The 18,706-nt window shown below is 40.5% G+C and carries 16 protein-coding genes; 12 read left to right on the top strand and 4 right to left on the bottom strand.

Features of this window, described 5'->3' with window-relative positions; genetic code table 11:
• Positions 1 to 48: 48 nt before the first annotated feature.
• From GOM47_RS05485 to lacG, 9 genes are all read left to right on the top strand, one after another.
• The gene (locus GOM47_RS05485; protein ID WP_235080094.1) at positions 49 to 945 is read left to right on the top strand and encodes an aldose 1-epimerase family protein; all 897 of its coding nucleotides are present in this window, start codon (positions 49 to 51) and stop codon (positions 943 to 945) included.
• A gap of 291 nt (positions 946 to 1,236) precedes the next feature.
• Complete coding sequence (gene lacA / locus GOM47_RS05480) at positions 1,237 to 1,662, top strand: galactose-6-phosphate isomerase subunit LacA (RefSeq protein ID WP_000029277.1); 426 nt, start codon at positions 1,237 to 1,239, stop codon at positions 1,660 to 1,662.
• A gap of 30 nt (positions 1,663 to 1,692) precedes the next feature.
• Positions 1,693 to 2,208, top strand: coding sequence for a galactose-6-phosphate isomerase subunit LacB (gene lacB / locus GOM47_RS05475; protein ID WP_001216921.1), 516 nt, complete (start codon positions 1,693 to 1,695; stop codon positions 2,206 to 2,208).
• Positions 2,209 to 2,218: 10 nt separating this feature from the next.
• Entirely contained in the window at positions 2,219 to 3,148 is a 930-nt protein-coding gene (locus tag GOM47_RS05470; RefSeq protein WP_235080093.1) for a tagatose-6-phosphate kinase, read from the top strand.
• A 1-nt stretch (position 3,149) separates the two neighbouring features.
• On the top strand, positions 3,150 to 4,130 hold the full coding sequence (lacD, locus tag GOM47_RS05465) for a tagatose-bisphosphate aldolase (RefSeq protein WP_235080092.1): 981 nt from the start codon (positions 3,150 to 3,152) through the stop codon (positions 4,128 to 4,130).
• Positions 4,131 to 4,364: 234 nt separating this feature from the next.
• Complete coding sequence (locus GOM47_RS05460; protein ID WP_235080091.1) at positions 4,365 to 5,201, top strand: PRD domain-containing protein; 837 nt, start codon at positions 4,365 to 4,367, stop codon at positions 5,199 to 5,201.
• Between the two features lie 35 nt (positions 5,202 to 5,236).
• Positions 5,237 to 5,554, top strand: coding sequence for a PTS lactose/cellobiose transporter subunit IIA (locus tag GOM47_RS05455; RefSeq protein ID WP_023936918.1), 318 nt, complete (start codon positions 5,237 to 5,239; stop codon positions 5,552 to 5,554).
• Positions 5,554 to 7,245, top strand: a complete 1,692-nt coding sequence (locus GOM47_RS05450; RefSeq protein WP_084940738.1) for a lactose-specific PTS transporter subunit EIIC — start codon at positions 5,554 to 5,556, stop codon at positions 7,243 to 7,245. The genes GOM47_RS05455 and GOM47_RS05450 overlap by 1 nt, the downstream gene beginning before the upstream one ends.
• Positions 7,246 to 7,447: 202 nt before the next feature.
• Positions 7,448 to 8,854, top strand: a complete 1,407-nt coding sequence (gene lacG / locus GOM47_RS05445; RefSeq protein ID WP_235080090.1) for a 6-phospho-beta-galactosidase — start codon at positions 7,448 to 7,450, stop codon at positions 8,852 to 8,854.
• A gap of 39 nt (positions 8,855 to 8,893) precedes the next feature.
• On the opposite strand, the gene GOM47_RS05440 is transcribed toward lacG, so the two are convergent.
• From GOM47_RS05440 to nrdH, 4 genes are all read right to left on the bottom strand, one after another.
• Positions 8,894 to 9,661: a DeoR/GlpR family DNA-binding transcription regulator gene (locus GOM47_RS05440; protein ID WP_235080089.1), complete on the bottom strand. Its 768-nt coding sequence runs from the start codon at positions 9,659 to 9,661 to the stop codon at positions 8,894 to 8,896.
• Between the two features lie 140 nt (positions 9,662 to 9,801).
• Positions 9,802 to 10,764: a class 1b ribonucleoside-diphosphate reductase subunit beta gene (gene nrdF / locus GOM47_RS05435; RefSeq protein WP_000451379.1), complete on the bottom strand. Its 963-nt coding sequence runs from the start codon at positions 10,762 to 10,764 to the stop codon at positions 9,802 to 9,804.
• A 188-nt stretch (positions 10,765 to 10,952) separates the two neighbouring features.
• Positions 10,953 to 13,112 (bottom strand): class 1b ribonucleoside-diphosphate reductase subunit alpha, encoded by a 2,160-nt coding sequence (gene nrdE, locus GOM47_RS05430; RefSeq protein ID WP_235080088.1) that lies wholly within the window; start codon positions 13,110 to 13,112, stop codon positions 10,953 to 10,955.
• Positions 13,113 to 13,192: 80 nt separating this feature from the next.
• Positions 13,193 to 13,411, bottom strand: coding sequence for a glutaredoxin-like protein NrdH (nrdH, locus tag GOM47_RS05425; protein ID WP_000259241.1), 219 nt, complete (start codon positions 13,409 to 13,411; stop codon positions 13,193 to 13,195).
• 360 nt (positions 13,412 to 13,771) lie between these two features.
• Between nrdH and GOM47_RS05420 the strand changes: the two genes are divergently transcribed.
• From GOM47_RS05420 to GOM47_RS05410, 3 genes are all read left to right on the top strand, one after another.
• Complete coding sequence (locus tag GOM47_RS05420) at positions 13,772 to 14,035, top strand: phosphocarrier protein HPr (protein WP_000146948.1); 264 nt, start codon at positions 13,772 to 13,774, stop codon at positions 14,033 to 14,035.
• A gap of 4 nt (positions 14,036 to 14,039) precedes the next feature.
• Positions 14,040 to 15,773, top strand: a complete 1,734-nt coding sequence (ptsP, locus tag GOM47_RS05415) for a phosphoenolpyruvate--protein phosphotransferase (protein ID WP_235081279.1) — start codon at positions 14,040 to 14,042, stop codon at positions 15,771 to 15,773.
• 257 nt (positions 15,774 to 16,030) lie between these two features.
• Entirely contained in the window at positions 16,031 to 18,568 is a 2,538-nt protein-coding gene (locus GOM47_RS05410) for a pneumococcal-type histidine triad protein (RefSeq protein WP_235080087.1), read from the top strand.
• The last annotated feature ends 138 nt before the right edge of the window (positions 18,569 to 18,706 follow it).

Raw genomic sequence — 18,706 nt, 5'->3', positions numbered from 1 at the left:
GACAACCTAGTTTTTTATATAAAAATCTAAAAATAGTTGGAGAATATAATGGTAATTGAAGTAAAATCAGACCAGTTAACGGTCCAGTTTAAAATCTTAGGTGGCGCCTTGTCGTCAATCAAGGACCGAGAAGGCATTGAGTATTTGTGGCAAGGAGATGCCACTTACTGGAGTGGACAAGCCCCAGTACTTTTTCCAATCTGCGGCTCTTTAAGAGAAGATACAGCCTTCTACAGTCATGCAGATGGAACGGAGACGAAAGGAAACATTCCTCGTCACGGTTTGGTCCGTAAAAAAGAATTTGACTTAGTTGATCAAACAGAAAACAGTGTAACCTTTGCTATCGAAGATGATGAGAATACTTATCAAAACTATCCTTATCATTTCCGCCTTGAAATCACTTATGAAGTTACTGGCAAGACTGTTCGTACTCAATACAAAGTCTTCAATAAAGAAACTAGCAAGGTCATGCCTTACTTTATTGGTGGTCATCCAGGATTTAATTGTCCTCTGCTAGAAGGCGAAACTTATGAAGATTACTATTTAGAGTTTGAGAAAGAAGAGACTTGCTCTGTTCCCCGTCCTTTCCCAGAAACAGGACTATTAGACTTCCAAGATAGAAGTCCATGGTTGGATTCACAAAAGGAAGTGGATCTCAGTTACGATCTGTTTAGTGTTGATGCAGTGACTTTGGATGAGTTGCAATCCAGAACAATTTCCCTTCGTTCTCGTAAGCATGAGAAGGGATTAAAAGTTCACTTCCAAGAGTTTTCAAATCTCATTATTTGGTCTACCCTAAATAAAGGACCTTTCATCGCTTTTGAACCATGGTCAGGCTTATCAACTTCACTTGAAGAAGGAGATCATTTAGAAGATAAGAAAAACGTTCGTCTCTTGGAACCCGGTCAAGTAGAACGGATTGGCTTTGAAATCGAAATCTTATAATTTTAAAAAAATAACACAAAAACAAACATTTACTGTTGACTTTTTATAAAAATAGGAGTATATTATGTTTGCGAGCAACAAATGATGTTTGTAACAAACAAACAATCACTTGTTATATTCTCTTCCACGGAGAAAGTTTGTTTCTAGGAAATTGATTTCCTGGACTTGGATAAGGTGATCTTCATCTCATTCAATCAAATTTGTCACTAAACTGCTAGAAAGTCTTTTGTAGGTAAACTACTAGCTATAAAAGTCTTTACTGGCCTAGAAAAATAAAAAGGAGTATACAATATGTCTATTGTTATCGGTGCAGATGCTGCAGGTTTGAGATTGAAAGAAGTTGTGAAAGACTTCTTGGAAAAAGAAAACTTCCACGTTGTGGATGTTACAGCTGAAGGTCAAGATTTTGTTGATGTGACTCTTGCTGTTGCTGCAGAAGTAAACAAAGAAGAGCAAAATCTTGGTATCGTGATTGATGCTTATGGAGCTGGTCCATTTATGGTCGCAACAAAGATCAAAGGAATGGTTGCCGCAGAAGTATCTGACGAACGTTCAGCTTATATGACTCGTGGACACAACAACTCACGTATGATCACTATGGGTGCACAACTTGTTGGTGATGAATTGGCTAAAAATATTGCTAAAGGTTTTGTTAACGGTAAATACGACGGTGGTCGTCACCAAATTCGTGTGGATATGTTGAACAAAATGTGCTAATTAGATTACAGTAAGAAAGGTAAGTTAAAAATGAGAATTGCAATTGGATGTGACCACATCGTAACAGATGAAAAAATGGCGGTTTCAGAATTTTTGAAATCAAAAGGATATGAAGTCATCGACTTTGGTACCTATGACCACACACGTACTCACTACCCAATCTTTGGTAAAAAAGTTGGTGAAGCTGTAACTAGCGGTCAAGCTGATCTTGGGGTATGTATCTGTGGTACTGGTGTTGGTATCAACAACGCTGTAAATAAAGTTCCAGGAGTTCGTTCTGCCTTGGTTCGTGATATGACAACAGCTCTTTATGCAAAAGAACAATTGAACGCCAATGTTATTGGTTTTGGTGGTAAAATCACTGGTGAATTGCTCATGTGCGACATCATTGAAGCTTTCATCAATGCTGAATACAAACCATCAGAAGAAAACAAAAAATTGATTGCGAAAATTGAGCACGTTGAAACTCACAATGCTCATCAAGCAGATGCAAACTTCTTTACAGAATTCCTTGAAAAATGGGATCGCGGTGAATACCACGACTAAGAGGTGACGCATGATTTTAACAGTCACAATGAATCCATCCATTGATATTTCTTATCCTTTGGATGAATTAAAAATTGACACTGTCAACCGTGTGGTGGACGTGACCAAGACAGCTGGTGGTAAAGGTCTCAATGTTACACGAGTTCTTTCAGAATTTGGTGATTCTGTTGTTGCTACCGGTTTGGTCGGTGGTAAACTTGGTGAGTTTTTAGTAGAGCATATCGATGATAAAGTAACGAGACGTTTCTTCTCCATTCAAGGAGAGACTCGTAACTGTATCGCTATTCTGCACGGAGACAACCAAACAGAAATCCTTGAAAAAGGGCCTGAAGTTTTGGAACAAGAAGGGCGAGATTTCTTGGCTCATTTCGAGAATCTCCTTGACACTGTGGAAGTAGTCGCTATTTCAGGTAGTCTGCCAGCTGGGCTTCCAGTTGATTATTATGCGAGATTGGTAGAGCTTGCTAATCAAGCAGGGAAACCAGTTGTTCTGGATTGCTCAGGTGCAGCTCTTCAGGCAGTTCTTGAATCACCCCACAAACCAACAGTAATCAAACCCAATAATGAGGAATTGTCTCAGCTTCTTGGGAGAGAAGTTTCTGAGGATTTGGATGAATTAAAAGAAGTTCTTCAAGAGCCTTTATTTGCAGGGATTGAGTGGATAATCGTTTCACTTGGTGCAAATGGTGCTTTCGCCAAACATGGTGATATTTTCTACAAGGTAGATATTCCGAGAATTCAAGTAGTTAACCCAGTTGGATCCGGAGATTCTACTGTTGCAGGTATTTCATCAGGTCTTCTTCATAAGGAATCTGACCAAGAACTCCTCATCAAGGCCAATGTCCTTGGTATGCTCAATGCCCAAGAAAAGATGACAGGTCATGTCAATATGGCCAACTATCAAGCTTTATATGATCAATTAATAGTAAAAGAGGTATAAAATGGTTTTAACAGAAAATAAACGCGCTTGCTTGAAAAAACTCTCTGACGAGAACGGCATTATCTCAGCCCTTGCTTTTGACCAACGTGGCGCTTTGAAACGCCTCATGGCTCAATACCAAACGGAAGAACCAACAGTTGCTCAAATGGAAGAACTCAAGGTCTTGGTAGCAGATGAATTGACAAAATACGCATCCTCTATGCTTCTCGACCCAGAGTATGGTCTTCCAGCTACAAAAGCGCTTGATCCAAATGCTGGTCTTCTCCTTGCTTATGAGAAAACTGGCTACGACACAACAAGCACCAAACGCTTGCCTGACTGCTTGGATGTTTGGTCTGCCAAACGCATCAAGGAACAAGGCGCAGATGCTGTTAAGTTCTTGCTTTACTATGACGTAGACAGTTCTGACGAACTCAACCAAGAAAAACAAGCCTACATCGAACGCATCGGTTCTGAGTGTGTGGCGGAAGACATTCCTTTCTTCCTTGAAATCTTGGCTTACGATGAAAAAATTGCTGACGCAGGTTCTGCAGAATACGCAAAAGTGAAACCTCACAAGGTTATCGGTGCCATGAAAGTCTTCTCAGATCCACGCTTCAACATCGATGTCTTGAAAGTAGAAGTTCCAGTTAATGTTAAATACGTTGAAGGCTTTGGCGACGGAGAAATCGTTCATACACGTGAAGAAGCAGCAGCCTTCTTCAAAGCACAAGATGAAGCAACGAACTTGCCATACATCTACTTGAGTGCTGGTGTATCAGCAAAACTCTTCCAAGAAACGCTAGTATTTGCCCACGAATCAGGCGCAAACTTCAACGGCGTTCTTTGTGGACGTGCAACATGGGCTGGATCAGTTGAAGCCTACATCAAAGACGGTGAAGCAGCAGCTCGTGAATGGCTACGCACAACAGGTTTTGAAAACATTGACGAACTCAACAAGGTTCTTCAAACAACAGCGACTTCATGGACTGAACGCGTGTAAGCAAGTCCTCCTAGGTTAGGAACATGAATCTAAAAAAATTTTAAAAAAAGTTGTATGTAAAGGTTTACAAAATAACTTACTTGTGCTATACTTAAATCACAAGTTAATACAAGGTGAGTGTTACTAAGTAATATTAGGCATGATCACAGGTGAATTAGAAATCGGCTGATTTTCTAGTTCATTTGTGGTCATTTTTTATACTCATATACCTTTAAGATATCAAAGGAGGTTGACATGTATCGAATTCTAAATCCAATGAATCACAATGTCTCGCTTGTCAGAAATGATAAAGGAGAAGAAGTGATTGTGATTGGTAAGGGGATTACATTTGGAAAGAAGAAAGGGGATTTGATTGCTGAACATCAGGTTGAGAAAATCTTTCGGATGAAGACCGAAGAGTCAAGAGAAAACTTTATGGCTCTCCTCAAAGATGTTCCGCTTGATTTTATCACAGTGACTTATGAAATCATTGATAAGCTATCAAAGAAATATCATTATCCAATTCAAGAGTATCTCTACGTAACCTTGACAGATCATATTTACTGTTCTTATCAAGCTCTAACACAAGGAAGGTACAAGGATAGTAATTTGCCAGATATTTCTGCCAAGTATCCTGTAGCTTTTCAAATCGCAAAGGAAGCTTTTGAAATTTATCGTCAGAAGTTGACAGATCATTTCCCTGAGGATGAAATTATTCGGATCGCTTATCATTTCATCAATGCCGAAGGGGAGAATGAAGTTCAAGTGGTTGAGTCGATTGATAAGAGGAAAGAAATTCTCAGGAATGTTGAAGAAGTGCTGAAGAGTTACGCTATTCAACGAACCAAAGAGAATAACCATTTCTATGATCGCTTTATGATTCATCTCAACTATTTTTTGGATTATTTAGACCGTTCCAGAGATGATAACCAATCACTTCTGGATATGGAAGATCATATTAAACAATCCTATCCAAAAGCGTTCGAGATTGGTTCCAAGATCTATGATGTGATTATGCAACATACGGGTCTTGATTTGTATAAGAGTGAGCGAGTTTATCTAGTTCTACATATCCAACGTTTATTGTCATAAAAATTTAATTAAAAATACATAAGGAGAATTCTATCATGAATAGAGAAGAAGTAACATTGTTAGGTTTTGAAATCGTAGCCTATGCTGGCGATGCTCGTTCAAAACTATTGGAAGCCTTGAAGGCTGCTGAAGCTGGTGATTTTGCAAAAGCGGACGCTCTTGTAGAGGAAGCTGGTAGCTGTATCGCAGAGGCTCACCACGCTCAAACAAGTCTATTGACCAAGGAAGCAGCTGGCGAAGATTTGGCTTATAGTGTAACCATGATGCACGGTCAAGATCACTTGATGACAACTATCTTATTAAAAGATTTGATGCACCATTTAATCGAACTCTACAAGAGAGGAGTTAAGTAATGAACAAACTAATTGCATTCATCGAGAAAGGAAAGCCTTTCTTTGAAAAACTGTCTCGTAATATCTACCTTCGTGCTATTCGTGATGGTTTCATTGCTGGTATGCCAGTCATTCTCTTCTCAAGTATCTTTATCTTGATTGCCTTTGTTCCTAATTCATGGGGTTTTAAATGGTCTGATGAAGTTGTAGCCTTTCTGATGAAACCTTACAGCTATTCAATGGGAATTCTGGCTCTTTTGGTAGCTGGGACAACAGCTAAATCTTTGACGGACTCAGTTAACCGTAGCATGGAGAAAACTAACCAAATCAACTATATGTCAACACTTTTGGCAGCAATTGTTGGTTTGTTGATGTTAGCAGCTGATCCGATTGAAGGTGGTTTTGCGACAGGTTTCCTTGGGACAAAAGGTTTGCTTTCAGCCTTCCTCGCAGCCTTTGTTACCGTAGCCATCTATAAGGTTTGTGTTAAGAACAACGTCACTATTCGTATGCCTGACGAAGTTCCACCAAATATCTCACAAGTATTTAAAGATGTGATTCCATTCACTCTATCAGTGGTTTCTCTTTATGCTCTTGATTTACTAGCTCGTCATTTTGTTGGTGCAAGCGTAGCTGAATCAATCGGTAAATTCTTTGCACCATTATTCTCTGCTGCTGATGGTTATCTAGGTATTACGATTATCTTTGGTGCCTTTGCCTTCTTCTGGTTTGTTGGTATCCACGGTCCTTCAATCGTCGAGCCAGCAATCGCAGCTATTACCTATGCAAATGCCGAAGTCAACTTGAACCTTCTCCAACAAGGTATGCACGCTGACAAGATTCTTACTTCTGGTACACAAATGTTTATCGTTACCATGGGTGGTACTGGTGCGACACTGGTTGTTCCATTCATGTTCATGTGGTTGACCAAATCGAAACGAAACCGTGCAATCGGACGTGCGTCAGTAGTACCAACCTTCTTCGGTGTGAACGAACCAATCCTGTTTGGTGCTCCGCTAGTCTTGAACCCAATCTTCTTTATTCCATTCATCTTTGCTCCAATCGCAAACGTATGGATCTTTAAATTCTTCATTGAAACGCTCGGCATGAACTCATTTACTGCCAACCTTCCTTGGACAACACCAGGTCCGCTCGGTATTGTTCTCGGTACAAACTTCCAAGTTCTATCGTTCATTCTTGCTGCCCTTCTAATCGTTGTTGACATTGTCATTTACTATCCATTCCTTAAAGTCTATGATGAACAAATCCTTGAAGAAGAGCGTTCTGGTAAAGTTAATGATGAATTAAAAGAAAAAGTAGCTGCAAACTTCAATACTGCCAAAGCAGATGCTATTCTTGAAAAAGCAGGTGTAGAAGCAGCGCAAAACACAATCACAGAAGAAACAAATGTTCTCGTTCTCTGTGCAGGAGGAGGTACAAGTGGTCTCCTTGCAAATGCTCTAAACAAAGCGGCAGCAGAATACAAAGTTCCTGTTAAAGCAGCAGCTGGTGGCTATGGAGCTCACCGTGAAATGTTGCCTGAGTTTGATCTGGTTATCCTTGCTCCTCAGGTAGCTTCTAACTTTGAAGACATGAAGGCCGAAACCGACAAACTTGGTATCAAACTTGCTAAGACAGAAGGTGGCCAATACATTAAACTGACTCGTGACGGAAAAGGCGCTCTTGCCTTTGTTCAAGCGCAATTCGATTAACGATAGGGACTCTGAAACTGTCTCCTATCGTTACGGAAATCGCTATAGCGAATTTCCTAATCGTCTTGTTAATTCGTAGGTAAAAAGATATCGTTTTTACCCCCTCATGTCACAATTTGGTGACTTGATAGTAGACGTGAGATGGAGGAACTCCTCCCAACTATATCCCCATCTCATTTCTATTTCTTGAAAGGTGAATCAAATGACAAAAACACTTCCAAAAGACTTTATTTTTGGCGGAGCAACAGCCGCCTATCAAGCAGAAGGTGCGACCAATACCGATGGTAAAGGACCAGTTGCCTGGGACAAATACCTCAAGGATAACTATTGGTACACTGCTGAACCAGCCAGTGATTTCTATCACAAATATCCAGTTGACCTCAAACTTGCAGAAGATTATGGTGTCAATGGTATCCGTATTTCAATCGCCTGGTCACGTATCTTTCCAACTGGTTATGGGAAGGTTAATGACAAGGGAGTTGAGTTCTATCACAAGTTGTTTGCAGAATGTCACAAACGACATGTTGAGCCCTTCGTGACTCTTCATCACTTTGACACGCCAGAAGCACTTCATTCAAACGGAGATTTCCTGAATAGAGAAAACATTGATCACTTTGTGGATTATGCAGCCTTCTGTTTTGAAGAATTTCCTGAAGTTAACTTTTGGACAACCTTTAATGAAATTGGGCCGATAGGAGATGGTCAGTATTTGGTTGGGAAATTCCCTCCAGGTATTCAGTACGACCTTGCCAAAGTCTTCCAATCTCATCACAATATGATGGTGTCGCATGCGCGTGCAGTAAAACTTTTCAAGGATAAGGGATATAAGGGTGAAATTGGTGTGGTTCATGCCCTGCCTACTAAGTATCCTCTGGATCCAGATAATCCAGCAGATGTTCGTGCAGCCGAGTTAGAAGATATCATTCACAATAAATTTATTTTGGATGCGACTTATCTAGGACGATATTCCGAAGAAACCATGGAAGGTGTCAACCATATCTTAGCAGTCAATGGTGGAAGTTTAGATTTGCGTGAAGAAGACTTCGCTGTTCTAGAAGCTGCAAAAGACCTGAATGACTTCCTTGGAATTAACTACTACATGAGTGATTGGATGCAAGCCTTTGATGGCGAAACAGAAATCATTCATAACGGTAAGGGTGAAAAAGGAAGCTCTAAGTATCAGATTAAGGGAGTTGGACGTCGAGTGGCGCCTGACTATGTCCCACGTACGGACTGGGACTGGATTATCTATCCTCAAGGTTTGTATGATCAAATCATGCGCGTGAAGAAAGATTACCCAAATTACAAGAAAATCTACATCACAGAGAATGGTCTCGGATACAAAGATGAGTTTGTGGATGGGACAGTCTACGATGATGGGCGGATTGATTATGTTAAGAAACATATGGAAGTGATTGCAGATGCAATCTCTGATGGAGCCAATGTCAAAGGCTACTTTATCTGGTCGCTGATGGATGTCTTTTCTTGGTCAAATGGTTACGAAAAGCGTTACGGCCTCTTCTATGTTGATTTTGAAACCCAGGAGCGCTATCCAAAGAAATCAGCTCACTGGTACAAGAAACTAGCTGAGACACAACTTATTGAATAAAATTCAACAAAAATTCCCCACCAAAAGGTAGGGGAATTTTTATGGTTTTGATAAAAGAATGGTTGTTTGTTTCGACAAATCTTTAAATGTCTCCTGACTCAGTTTAGAATCTGAAACGATGGTATCAATCTCTGAGATATTGTAAAAAGTGTAAAAATCAAACTTATTAAACTTGCTGTGGTCTGCCAGTAAGTATTTTTTATTGGCATTGTTCAAGGCGATTCGTTGAGCCTCGCCCTCTTCTTCACTAAAGGTGGCAATAGCCTTATCCTTAATACCATTACAACTTACAAAAGCCTTAGAGAACTGAAGATTGGTCAAATCCTGCAAGGTGAGTGTCCCTACAAAAGCACCAGTGATAGAGCGATAATTTCCACCAATCAAAATCAAATCTGTTAGTTTTCGTTCGTTTAGGATGAGAAAAACTGGAAGACTGTTTGTTACAACACGAATATTATCGATAGGAAGCTCACGAGCAAAACACTCCAAGGTTGTTCCTGGACCGATAAAAATAGTCTCTCCTTCATCAATCAAATGACCCGCAAAACGGCTGATTTCTTGTTTTTCAGCAATCTGCAAGCCTTGTTTTTCAACATTTGAGCGTTCATTGTTTAAGAGAGAACCTGAACGAAGTTTTTCAGCACCACCGTGCACACGAACCAGCAAATCCTTATCTGCCAATTCTTGTAAGTAGCGGCGAGCTGTCATATCTGACACATCAAGACTCTCCATAATCTCTTTTACAGTAATAGTGCCTTTTGTGTTTACTGCTTCTAGAATACTATCTAGTTTTTCTTGCTTTAGCATCCTTATCACCTCGATTTCTACTATTATTATCTTACCATAAAACACTCAATCAATCAAATAGAAAAAGAACAAAATAAAACAAAAACAAAAATATCATAGTTTATTTAAACAAACCATGATATTTTGAATGATTGGTCAAATTAGTCTAAACCGTAGTTGTAATCCTCGTCTTGCATGGCTTCAACTTCACCAAGGAGGTAACCATTTCCGACTTGAGAGAAGAAGTCGTGGTTAGAAGTTCCTGTTGAAATACCGTTCATAACGATAGGATTGACATCATCAGCCGAATCTGGGAAGAGTGGATCTTGTCCTAGGTTCATAAGGGCCTTATTGGCATTGTAACGAAGGAAGGTTTTGACTTCCTCAGTCCAACCAACACCGTCATAGAGACTTTCTGTATAGCCCTCTTCGTTTTCGTAGAGAGTGTAGAGCAGGTCGTACATCCATTCTTTGAGTTTTTCTTGCTCTTCTTCAGGCAATTCGTTGAAACCAAGTTGGAATTTGTAACCAATGTAGGTTCCGTGAACAGACTCATCACGGATGATCAGTTTAATGATTTCCGCAACGTTGGCTAGTTTGTTGTTACCGAGATAGTAAAGTGGTGTAAAGAAACCAGAGTAGAAGAGGAAGGTTTCAAGGAAAACGCTGGCAACCTTCTTTTCAAGAGGTGTACCATTGAGGTAGATTTCGTTGATAATTTCAGCTTTTCTTTGTAGGTAGGGGTTGGTGTTGGTCCATTCAAAGATTTCTTCAATTTCAGCCTTGGTATTCAAGGTTGAAAAGATAGAAGAGTAAGATTTTGCGTGGACAGATTCCATAAACTGGATGTTGTTGAAAACAGCTTCTTCATGCGGTGTACGGATGTCTGAGCGAAGCGCCTGAACTCCTGTTTCAGATTGCATGGTATCCAAAAGGGTCAAACCACCAAAGACTTTTCCTACCAAGTCTTTTTCTTTGTTTGACAGTTTTCTCCAGTCGTCAAGGTCATTTGACAAGGGGATACGAGTGTCGAGCCAGAATTGCTCCGTCAGCTTTTCCCAAGTTGATTTGTCGATGACATCTTCGATGGCATTCCAGTTAATGGCTTTGTAGTAAGTTTCCATTTGAAATCTCTTTCTGTGTTTAATATTGCGAGCTCACAATTATTTCTATTTTATCATAATTCTAGAGGAGTATCGCACAAAAAGTCGGAAGCCCGACTTTTTGTTATTTCATAGTATAGATGCTTATTCCAGTCTAACACGGTGATTGAATCACTAATCTGAGAAAATGTAGTTTCCTCAAGCAAAAATTAAATCACACAGCTTTCACATTGGTTAGCACCAACTTCCCCACCGTCGTCTGTAAAGGTACGGACGTAGTAGATAGACTTGATACCCTTGTTAAAGGCATAGTTACGAAGGATAGATAGGTCACGTGTCGTTTGTTTGTTTTCTTTCTTCCATTCGTAAAGACCTTTTGGAATGTCGCTACGCATGAAGAGGGTGAGTGAAAGCCCTTGATCCACGTGTTCAGTTGCGGCAGCGTAAACATCAATCACCTTACGCATATCCATGTCATAAGCAGAAGTGTAGTAAGGAATGGTATCTGTAGACAAGCCTGCAGCTGGATAGTAGATTTTACCGATTTTCTTCTCTTGACGTTCTTCGATACGTTGTGTAATCGGGTGGATAGAAGCAGAAACATCGTTGATGTAGCTGATAGAACCATTTGGAGCAACAGCAAGGCGGTTTTGGTGATAAAGTCCATCTGCTTGAACCTTTTCGCGAAGTTCAGCCCAGTCAGCAGCACTTGGGATAAAGACGTCTTTGAAGAGTTCTTTAACACGGTCTGATTTTGGAACAAATTCGCCTGTCACGTACTTGTCGAAGTAGCTTCCGTTAGCATAGTCTGATTTTTCAAAGTTGTGGAAGGTGATACCACGTTCACGCGCTATGTTATTAGATTCTACCAAGGTCCAGTAGTTCATAAGCATAAAGTAGATGCTTGTAAATTCAATTGACTCAGGTGATCCGTACTCAATCAGTTGTTGGGCAAGGTAACTATGAAGCCCCATGGCACCAAGACCAAAGGTGTGGGCCAAGCTATTTCCGTGGTCGATAGTAGGAACAGCTACGATGTGTGAACTATCTGTAACGAAAGTAAGGGCACGAACCATAGCGCGAATAGAACGACCAAAGTCAGGTGAAGTCATCATGTTGACCACGTTTGTTGATCCAAGGTTACATGAAACGTCCGTTCCCATTTGAAGGAATTCTTGAGCATCGTTGATCAAGCTTGGTTCTTGAACTTGAAGAATCTCAGAACACAAGTTACTCATGATAATCTTACCATCTACTGGGTTCGCACGGTTAGCCGTATCAATGTTGACTACATAAGGGTAGCCAGATTCTTGTTGCAATTTAGAGATTTCAGTTTCCAAATCACGCGCCTTGATTTTTGTCTTGCGGATGTTTGGATTTGCGACCAATTCATCATATTTTTCAGTGATGTCGATGTAGTTGAATGGCACACCGTACTCTAGCTCTACAGAGTATGGGCTGAAGAGGTACATTTCTTCATTTTTGCGAGCCAATTCGTAGAATTTATCGGGTACCACAACACCAAGTGAAAGGGTCTTCACACGAACTTTTTCATCGGCATTTTCTTTCTTAGTGGAAAGGAAAGCGATGATGTCTGGGTGAAAGACGTTGAGGTAGACAACACCAGCACCTTGACGTTGCCCCAATTGGTTTGAGTAAGAGAAACTGTCCTCGAAGAGTTTCATAACTGGAACGACACCAGAAGCGGCACCTTCATAACCTTTGATAGGTGCGCCCGCTTCACGAAGGTTGCTGAGGGTGATTCCCACACCACCACCAATACGTGAAAGTTGAAGAGCTGAGTTGATGGAACGTCCGATAGAGTTCATATCATCCGTCACTTGGATCAAGAAGCAAGATACCAATTCCCCACGACGAGCACGTCCGGCATTGAGGAAAGAAGGAGTAGCAGGTTGGTAGCGTTGGTGGATGATTTCATTGGCAATATCAATCGCAACAGCTTCATCCCCGTCTGCAAAATAAAGCGCATTAAAGAAGACACGGTCTTCCATACTTTCAAGGTAATATTCACCATCGTTAGTCTTCAAGGCGTACTGGTTGTAAAATTTATAGGCAGCCATGAATGACTTGAATTGGAAGTTTTGGTCTTTGATAAATTGAGACAATTCTTCCAAGAATTCTGGACGGTATTTCTTGATAAATGCTGTTTCAATGTAGTTGTGTTCAATGAGGTAGTTGATTTTATCAGTGATTGAATCAAAAACCATAGTGTTTGGAACTACATTTTCTTTAAAGAAAGCATCCAAGGCTTCTTTATCTTTATGAAGCATGATTTGTCCATTAACAGGACGGTTAATTTCGTTATTGAGACGGAAGTAGGTCACGTCCTCAAGATGTTTTAATCCCATAAAATTTCCCTTATCTAATTACAAAAGAAAGGCCTCTAAGTTAGCCCTAGAAGCAATCTCTTCTGGATGATGTACTAAGATTATGCTAATTGTTTCAGTTTTCCTGGTTGGAAGCCTGAAAAGACTTCAGTTGGTGTTTGGATAACAGGAGCTGCGCTGAAACCGAGCTCTTTAACTTGATCGACGTACTCAGGTTGCTCGTCAAGATTGATCTCACGATAAGCCACGTTGTTGCTATCCAAGAAACGTTTGGTCATTTTACATTGTACACAATTATTTTTAGAATAAACCGTTACCATTTTCGTAACTCCTCATAAAATTTGATTACTTTCTTAGTATATCAGAAAAAAAAACTTTGTCAAACTTTTTAAACTAAATCTTGTGCCTAAAAGTTACAGTTTTAAAAACCAAATACAAGATATAGTGGTTTTTGAAACATAAGCTTTGACTTTCATTGAACTATCAAAGTTTATTAAAACAAAAAAACTATATCCTGTATGTTGATAATTTATATAGAAGATTTTCAGCAAGTTATCTGAAAGGAAATTGAAGAAAGTCCATAAAATACTTGAAAAATTATCTTGAAGGTGATATAATACACTATTGTAAGGGTTATCACTTATAACTCAAATAGAAAACACTTAAAGGAGAGTCAAACTATGGCTTCTAAAGATTTCCACGTAGTGGCAGAAACAGGTATCCACGCACGTCCAGCAACATTGTTGGTTCAAACAGCTAGCAAATTTGCTTCAGATATCACTCTTGAGTACAAAGGTAAATCAGTAAACCTTAAATCTATCATGGGTGTTATGAGTCTTGGTGTTGGCCAAGGTGCTGACGTTACAATTTCAGCTGAAGGTGCAGATGCTGACGACGCAATCGCTGCAATCACTGAAACTATGGAAAAAGAAGGATTGGCATAAGGAAATGACAGAAATGCTTAAAGGAATCGCAGCGTCAGATGGTGTTGCAGTTGCTAAAGCATATCTACTCGTTCAACCGGATTTGTCATTCGAGACTGTTACAGTCGAAGATACAAACGCAGAAGAAGCTCGCCTTGATGCCGCTTTACAAGCATCACAAGACGAGCTTTCTGTTATCCGTGAGAAAGCAGTAGGTACGCTAGGGGAAGAAGCTGCTCAAGTTTTTGACGCTCACTTAATGGTGCTTGCTGATCCTGAAATGATCAGCCAAATTAAAGAAACTATCCGTGCGAAGAAAGTGAATGCAGAAGCAGGTCTGAAAGAAGTGACAGACATGTTTATCACTATCTTTGAAGGCATGGAAGACAACCCATACATGCAAGAACGTGCAGCGGATATCCGCGACGTGACAAAACGTGTATTGGCAAATCTCCTTGGTAAAAAATTGCCAAACCCAGCTTCTATCAATGAAGAAGTGATCGTGATTGCGCATGACTTGACTCCTTCAGATACAGCTCAATTGGACAAAAACTTTGTAAAAGCTTTTGTAACCAACATTGGTGGACGTACAAGCCACTCAGCTATCATGGCGCGTACACTTGAAATCGCGGCAGTATTAGGTACAAACAACATCACTGAAATTGTTAAAGACGGTGACATTCTTGCCGTTAACGGTATCACAGGTGAGGTTATTATCAACCCGACTGATGAGCAAGCAGCTGAATTCAAGGCTGCTGGTGAAGCTTATGCGAAGCAAAAAGCTGAATGGGCACTTTTGAAAGATGCTCAAACAGTGACTGCTGATGGTAAACACTTTGAATTGGCTGCTAATATCGGTACTCCAAAAGACGTTGAAGGTGTCAATGCCAACGGTGCCGAAGCTGTTGGTCTTTACCGTACAGAGTTCTTGTACATGGATTCTCAAGACTTCCCAACAGAAGACGAGCAGTATGAAGCATACAAAGCTGTACTTGAAGGAATGAATGGTAAACCTGTTGTCGTTCGTACAATGGATATCGGTGGAGATAAGGAACTTCCTTACTTCGATATGCCTCACGAAATGAACCCATTCCTTGGATTCCGTGCCCTTCGTATCTCTATCTCTGAGACTGGAGATGCTATGTTCCGCACACAAATCCGTGCCCTTCTTCGTGCGTCTGTACACGGTCAATTGCGTATCATGTTCCCAATGGTTGCACTCTTGAAAGAATTCCGTGCAGCGAAAGCAGTCTTTGACGAAGAAAAAGCAAACCTTCTTGCTGAAGGTGTTGCAGTTGCGGATAATATCCAAGTTGGTATTATGATCGAGATTCCTGCAGCGGCTATGCTTGCAGACCAATTTGCAAAAGAAGTTGACTTCTTCTCAATTGGTACAAACGACTTGATCCAATACACAATGGCAGCAGACCGTATGAACGAACAAGTTTCATACCTTTACCAACCATACAACCCATCAATCCTTCGTTTGATCAACAACGTTATTAAAGCAGCTCACGCTGAAGGTAAATGGGCTGGTATGTGTGGTGAGATGGCTGGTGACCAAAAGGCTGTTCCACTTCTTGTCGGAATGGGCTTGGATGAGTTCTCTATGTCAGCAACATCTGTCCTTCGTACACGTAGCCTGATGAAAAAACTCGACACAGCTAAGATGGAAGAGTACGCAAACCGTGCCCTTGCAGAATGCTCAACAATGGAAGAAGTTCTTGAACTTCAAAAAGAATACGTTGACTTTGATTAATTGAAAGGTCCTTGCAACTCAGTTGCAGGGATTTTTTGCTTTAAAAATTTGGTGATTGATTTTCAATATAGGATTCTTAAATCAGACTGTTCAGATAGAAGGTAGTGTAGAAAACAAAAAATTGTTAACTGGTTCATAAAATTCTTGACAAGTTGAAAATTTAGGAGTAAACTATTAACCAGTTAACTTTTAGAGAGGAGTTTCTGCAATTTAGAAATGAATTGCAACTAGAAATATCAAAAAGAAAGAGAGTTTCGATGAAAATTAATAAAAAATATCTAGCTGGTTCTGCGGCAGCCTTGATTTTAAGTGTTTGTTCTTATGAGTTGGGATTGTATCAAGCTAGAATAGTCAAGGAAAATAATCGTGTGTCTTACGTTGATGGTAAACAAGCGACGCAAAAAACGGAGAATCTAACTCCTGATGAGGTTAGTAAAAAAGAAGGCATCAATGCCGAACAAATCGTCATCAAGATAACAGACCAAGGCTATGTCACTTCACATGGCGACCACTATCATTATTACAATGGCAAGGTTCCTTATGACGCTATCATCAGTGAAGAGTTGCTCATGAAGGATCCAAACTACCAGCTCAAGGACGAGGATATTATCAGTGAAATCAAGGGTGGTTATGTTATCAAGGTGGACGGAAAATACTATGTTTACCTTAAGGATGCAGCCCACGCAGATAATGTCCGTACGAAAGAAGAAATTAATCGACAAAAACAAGAGCATAGTCAGCATCGTGAAGGAGGAACCTCAGCAAACGATGGTGCGGTAGCCTTGGCACGTTCACAAGGACGCTACACCACAGATGATGGCTACATCTTTAATGCTTCTGATATCATTGAAGATACTGGTGATGCTTATATCGTTCCTCACGGCGACCATTACCATTATATTCCTAAGAGTGAGTTATCAGCCAGCGAATTGGCTGCTGCAGAAGCCTTCCTATCTGGTCGGGGCAATCTGTCAAGTTCAAGAACCTATCGCCGACAAAATAGTGATAGTAGCCCAAGAACTAACTGGGTTCCTTCTGTAAGCAATCAGGGAACTACAAATACTAACACAAGTAACAACAGCAATACTGACAGTCAAGGAAGTCAAAGTGATGACATTGATAGTCTTTTGAAACAGCTCTACAAACTGCCTTTGAGCCAACGACACGTAGAATCTGATGGTCTTGTTTTCGACCCAGCACAAATCACAAGTCGAACAGCCAGAGGTGTAGCTGTCCCTCATGGTAACCATTACCACTTTATCCCTTATGAACAAATGTCTGAATTGGAAGAACGAATCGCTCGTATTATTCCTCTTCGTTACAGTTCGAACCATTGGGTGCCAGATTCAAGACCAGAAGAACCAAGTCCACAACCGACTCCGGAACCCAGTCCGAGTCCACAACCTGCACCAAATCCTCAACTAGCTCCAAGCAATCCAATAGATGAGAAATTGGTCAAACAGGCGATTCGAAAAGTAGCCGATGGATATGTCTTTGAGGAGAATGGAACCTCACGTTATATTCCTGCTAAGGAACTTTCAGCAGAAACTGGTGCAGCCATTGATAGCAAACTAGCCAAGCAAGAAAGTTTGTCTCATAAGCTAGGAGCTAGGAAAACCAACCTCCCGTCTGGTGATCGAGAATTTTACAATAAGGCTTATGATTTACTAGCAAGAATTCATCAAGATTTGATTTCTAATAAAGGGCGCCAAACTGATTTTAACACTTTGGATAAACTGTTGGAACGTTTAAATGATGAAAGAAGTGATAAGGTTAAGTTGGTTGATGACATCCTTGCATTTTTAGCACCGATTCGTCATCCAGAACGTTTAGGAAAAGCGAATGCGCAAATAGCTTACACAGATAATGAGATTCAAGTAGCCAAGTTGGCAGGCAAGTATACAACAGAAGATGGCTATATCTTTGATCCTCGTGATATCACCAGTGATGAGGGGGAAGCCTATGTAACTCCACATATGACCCACAGTCATTGGATTAAGAAAGATAGTTTGTCTGAAGCCGAAAGAGCGGCAGCCCAGGCTTATGCTAAAGAGAAAGGTTTGACCTCTCCATCAACAGATCATCAGGGTTCAGGAAATACGGAGGCCAAAGGAGCAGAAGCTATCTACAATCGCGTGAAAGCGGCTAAGAAGGTGCCCCTTGATCGTATGCCTTACAATCTCCAACATACCGTGGAAGTTAAAAACGGTAGTTTAATCATTCCTCATTATGACCATTACCATAACATCAAATTTGAGTGGTTTGACGAAGGTCTTTATGAGGCACCTAAGGGGTATACTCTAGAGGATCTCTTTGCGACTGTGAAGTACTATGTTGAACATCCAAACGAACGTCCGCATTCAGATAGTGGATGGGGGAATGCAAGTGACCATGTTCAAAGAAACCAAAATGGTCAAGCTGGTAACAATCAATCGGAAAAACCATCAGTTGAAAAACCATCAGTTGAAAAACCTCGGACAGAAAAACCTGAGGGAGAAAAACCTCGCGAAGAGAAACCTCAGAGTGAGAAACCAGAGTCTCCTAAACCGACTGAGGAGCCAGAAGAAGAATCACCAGAGGAGCCAGAAGAAACTCAGGTTGAGACTGAAAAGGTTGAAGCGAAGTTGAGAGAGACTGAAGATTTACTTGCAAAAATTCAAGACCCCATTATCAAGTCCAATGCCAAAGAAACTCTCACGGGATTAAAGAATAACTTGCTATTTGGCGCCCAGGACAACAATACCATTATGGCAGAAGCTGAAAAACTATTGGCTTTGTTAAGGGAGAGTAAGTAGTCGTAGCAGTGTTTTTTAACTCCTAAAAACAGGATAGGAGAACTGGAAAACGAAAAATGAGAACAGAATGTGAGTTCTAGTTCTCATTTTTTTCATGAAAATGTGCAAAATATCTTGACAGATAGTGTAAATAAAGAT

Source organism: Streptococcus oralis (genome assembly GCF_021497945.1).
In the GTDB taxonomy this organism is placed as follows: domain Bacteria; phylum Bacillota; class Bacilli; order Lactobacillales; family Streptococcaceae; genus Streptococcus; species Streptococcus oralis_BR.
The sequence above is the reverse complement of the archived record's forward strand: the minus strand, read 5'-3'. Positions and strand labels throughout refer to the sequence as shown.

Bases quoted from the DNA above. Each gene is read 5' to 3' on its own strand.
- lacG (WP_235080090.1), top strand. From the start codon at position 7,448: ATGACAAAAACACTTCCAAAAGACTTTATTTTTGGCGGAGCAACAGCC.
- GOM47_RS05470 (WP_235080093.1), top strand. From the start codon at position 2,219: ATGATTTTAACAGTCACAATGAATCCATCCATTGATATTTCTTATCCT.
- GOM47_RS05460 (WP_235080091.1), top strand. From the start codon at position 4,365: ATGTATCGAATTCTAAATCCAATGAATCACAATGTCTCGCTTGTCAGA.
- GOM47_RS05485 (WP_235080094.1), top strand. From the start codon at position 49: ATGGTAATTGAAGTAAAATCAGACCAGTTAACGGTCCAGTTTAAAATC.
- nrdE (WP_235080088.1), bottom strand. From the start codon at position 13,112: ATGGGATTAAAACATCTTGAGGACGTGACCTACTTCCGTCTCAATAAC.
- GOM47_RS05455 (WP_023936918.1), top strand. From the start codon at position 5,237: ATGAATAGAGAAGAAGTAACATTGTTAGGTTTTGAAATCGTAGCCTAT.
- lacB (WP_001216921.1), top strand. From the start codon at position 1,693: ATGAGAATTGCAATTGGATGTGACCACATCGTAACAGATGAAAAAATG.
- lacD (WP_235080092.1), top strand. From the start codon at position 3,150: ATGGTTTTAACAGAAAATAAACGCGCTTGCTTGAAAAAACTCTCTGAC.
- GOM47_RS05440 (WP_235080089.1), bottom strand. From the start codon at position 9,661: ATGCTAAAGCAAGAAAAACTAGATAGTATTCTAGAAGCAGTAAACACA.
- GOM47_RS05450 (WP_084940738.1), top strand. From the start codon at position 5,554: ATGAACAAACTAATTGCATTCATCGAGAAAGGAAAGCCTTTCTTTGAA.
- nrdF (WP_000451379.1), bottom strand. From the start codon at position 10,764: ATGGAAACTTACTACAAAGCCATTAACTGGAATGCCATCGAAGATGTC.
- lacA (WP_000029277.1), top strand. From the start codon at position 1,237: ATGTCTATTGTTATCGGTGCAGATGCTGCAGGTTTGAGATTGAAAGAA.
- nrdH (WP_000259241.1), bottom strand. From the start codon at position 13,411: ATGGTAACGGTTTATTCTAAAAATAATTGTGTACAATGTAAAATGACC.
- GOM47_RS05420 (WP_000146948.1), top strand. From the start codon at position 13,772: ATGGCTTCTAAAGATTTCCACGTAGTGGCAGAAACAGGTATCCACGCA.
- GOM47_RS05410 (WP_235080087.1), top strand. From the start codon at position 16,031: ATGAAAATTAATAAAAAATATCTAGCTGGTTCTGCGGCAGCCTTGATT.
- ptsP (WP_235081279.1), top strand. From the start codon at position 14,040: ATGACAGAAATGCTTAAAGGAATCGCAGCGTCAGATGGTGTTGCAGTT.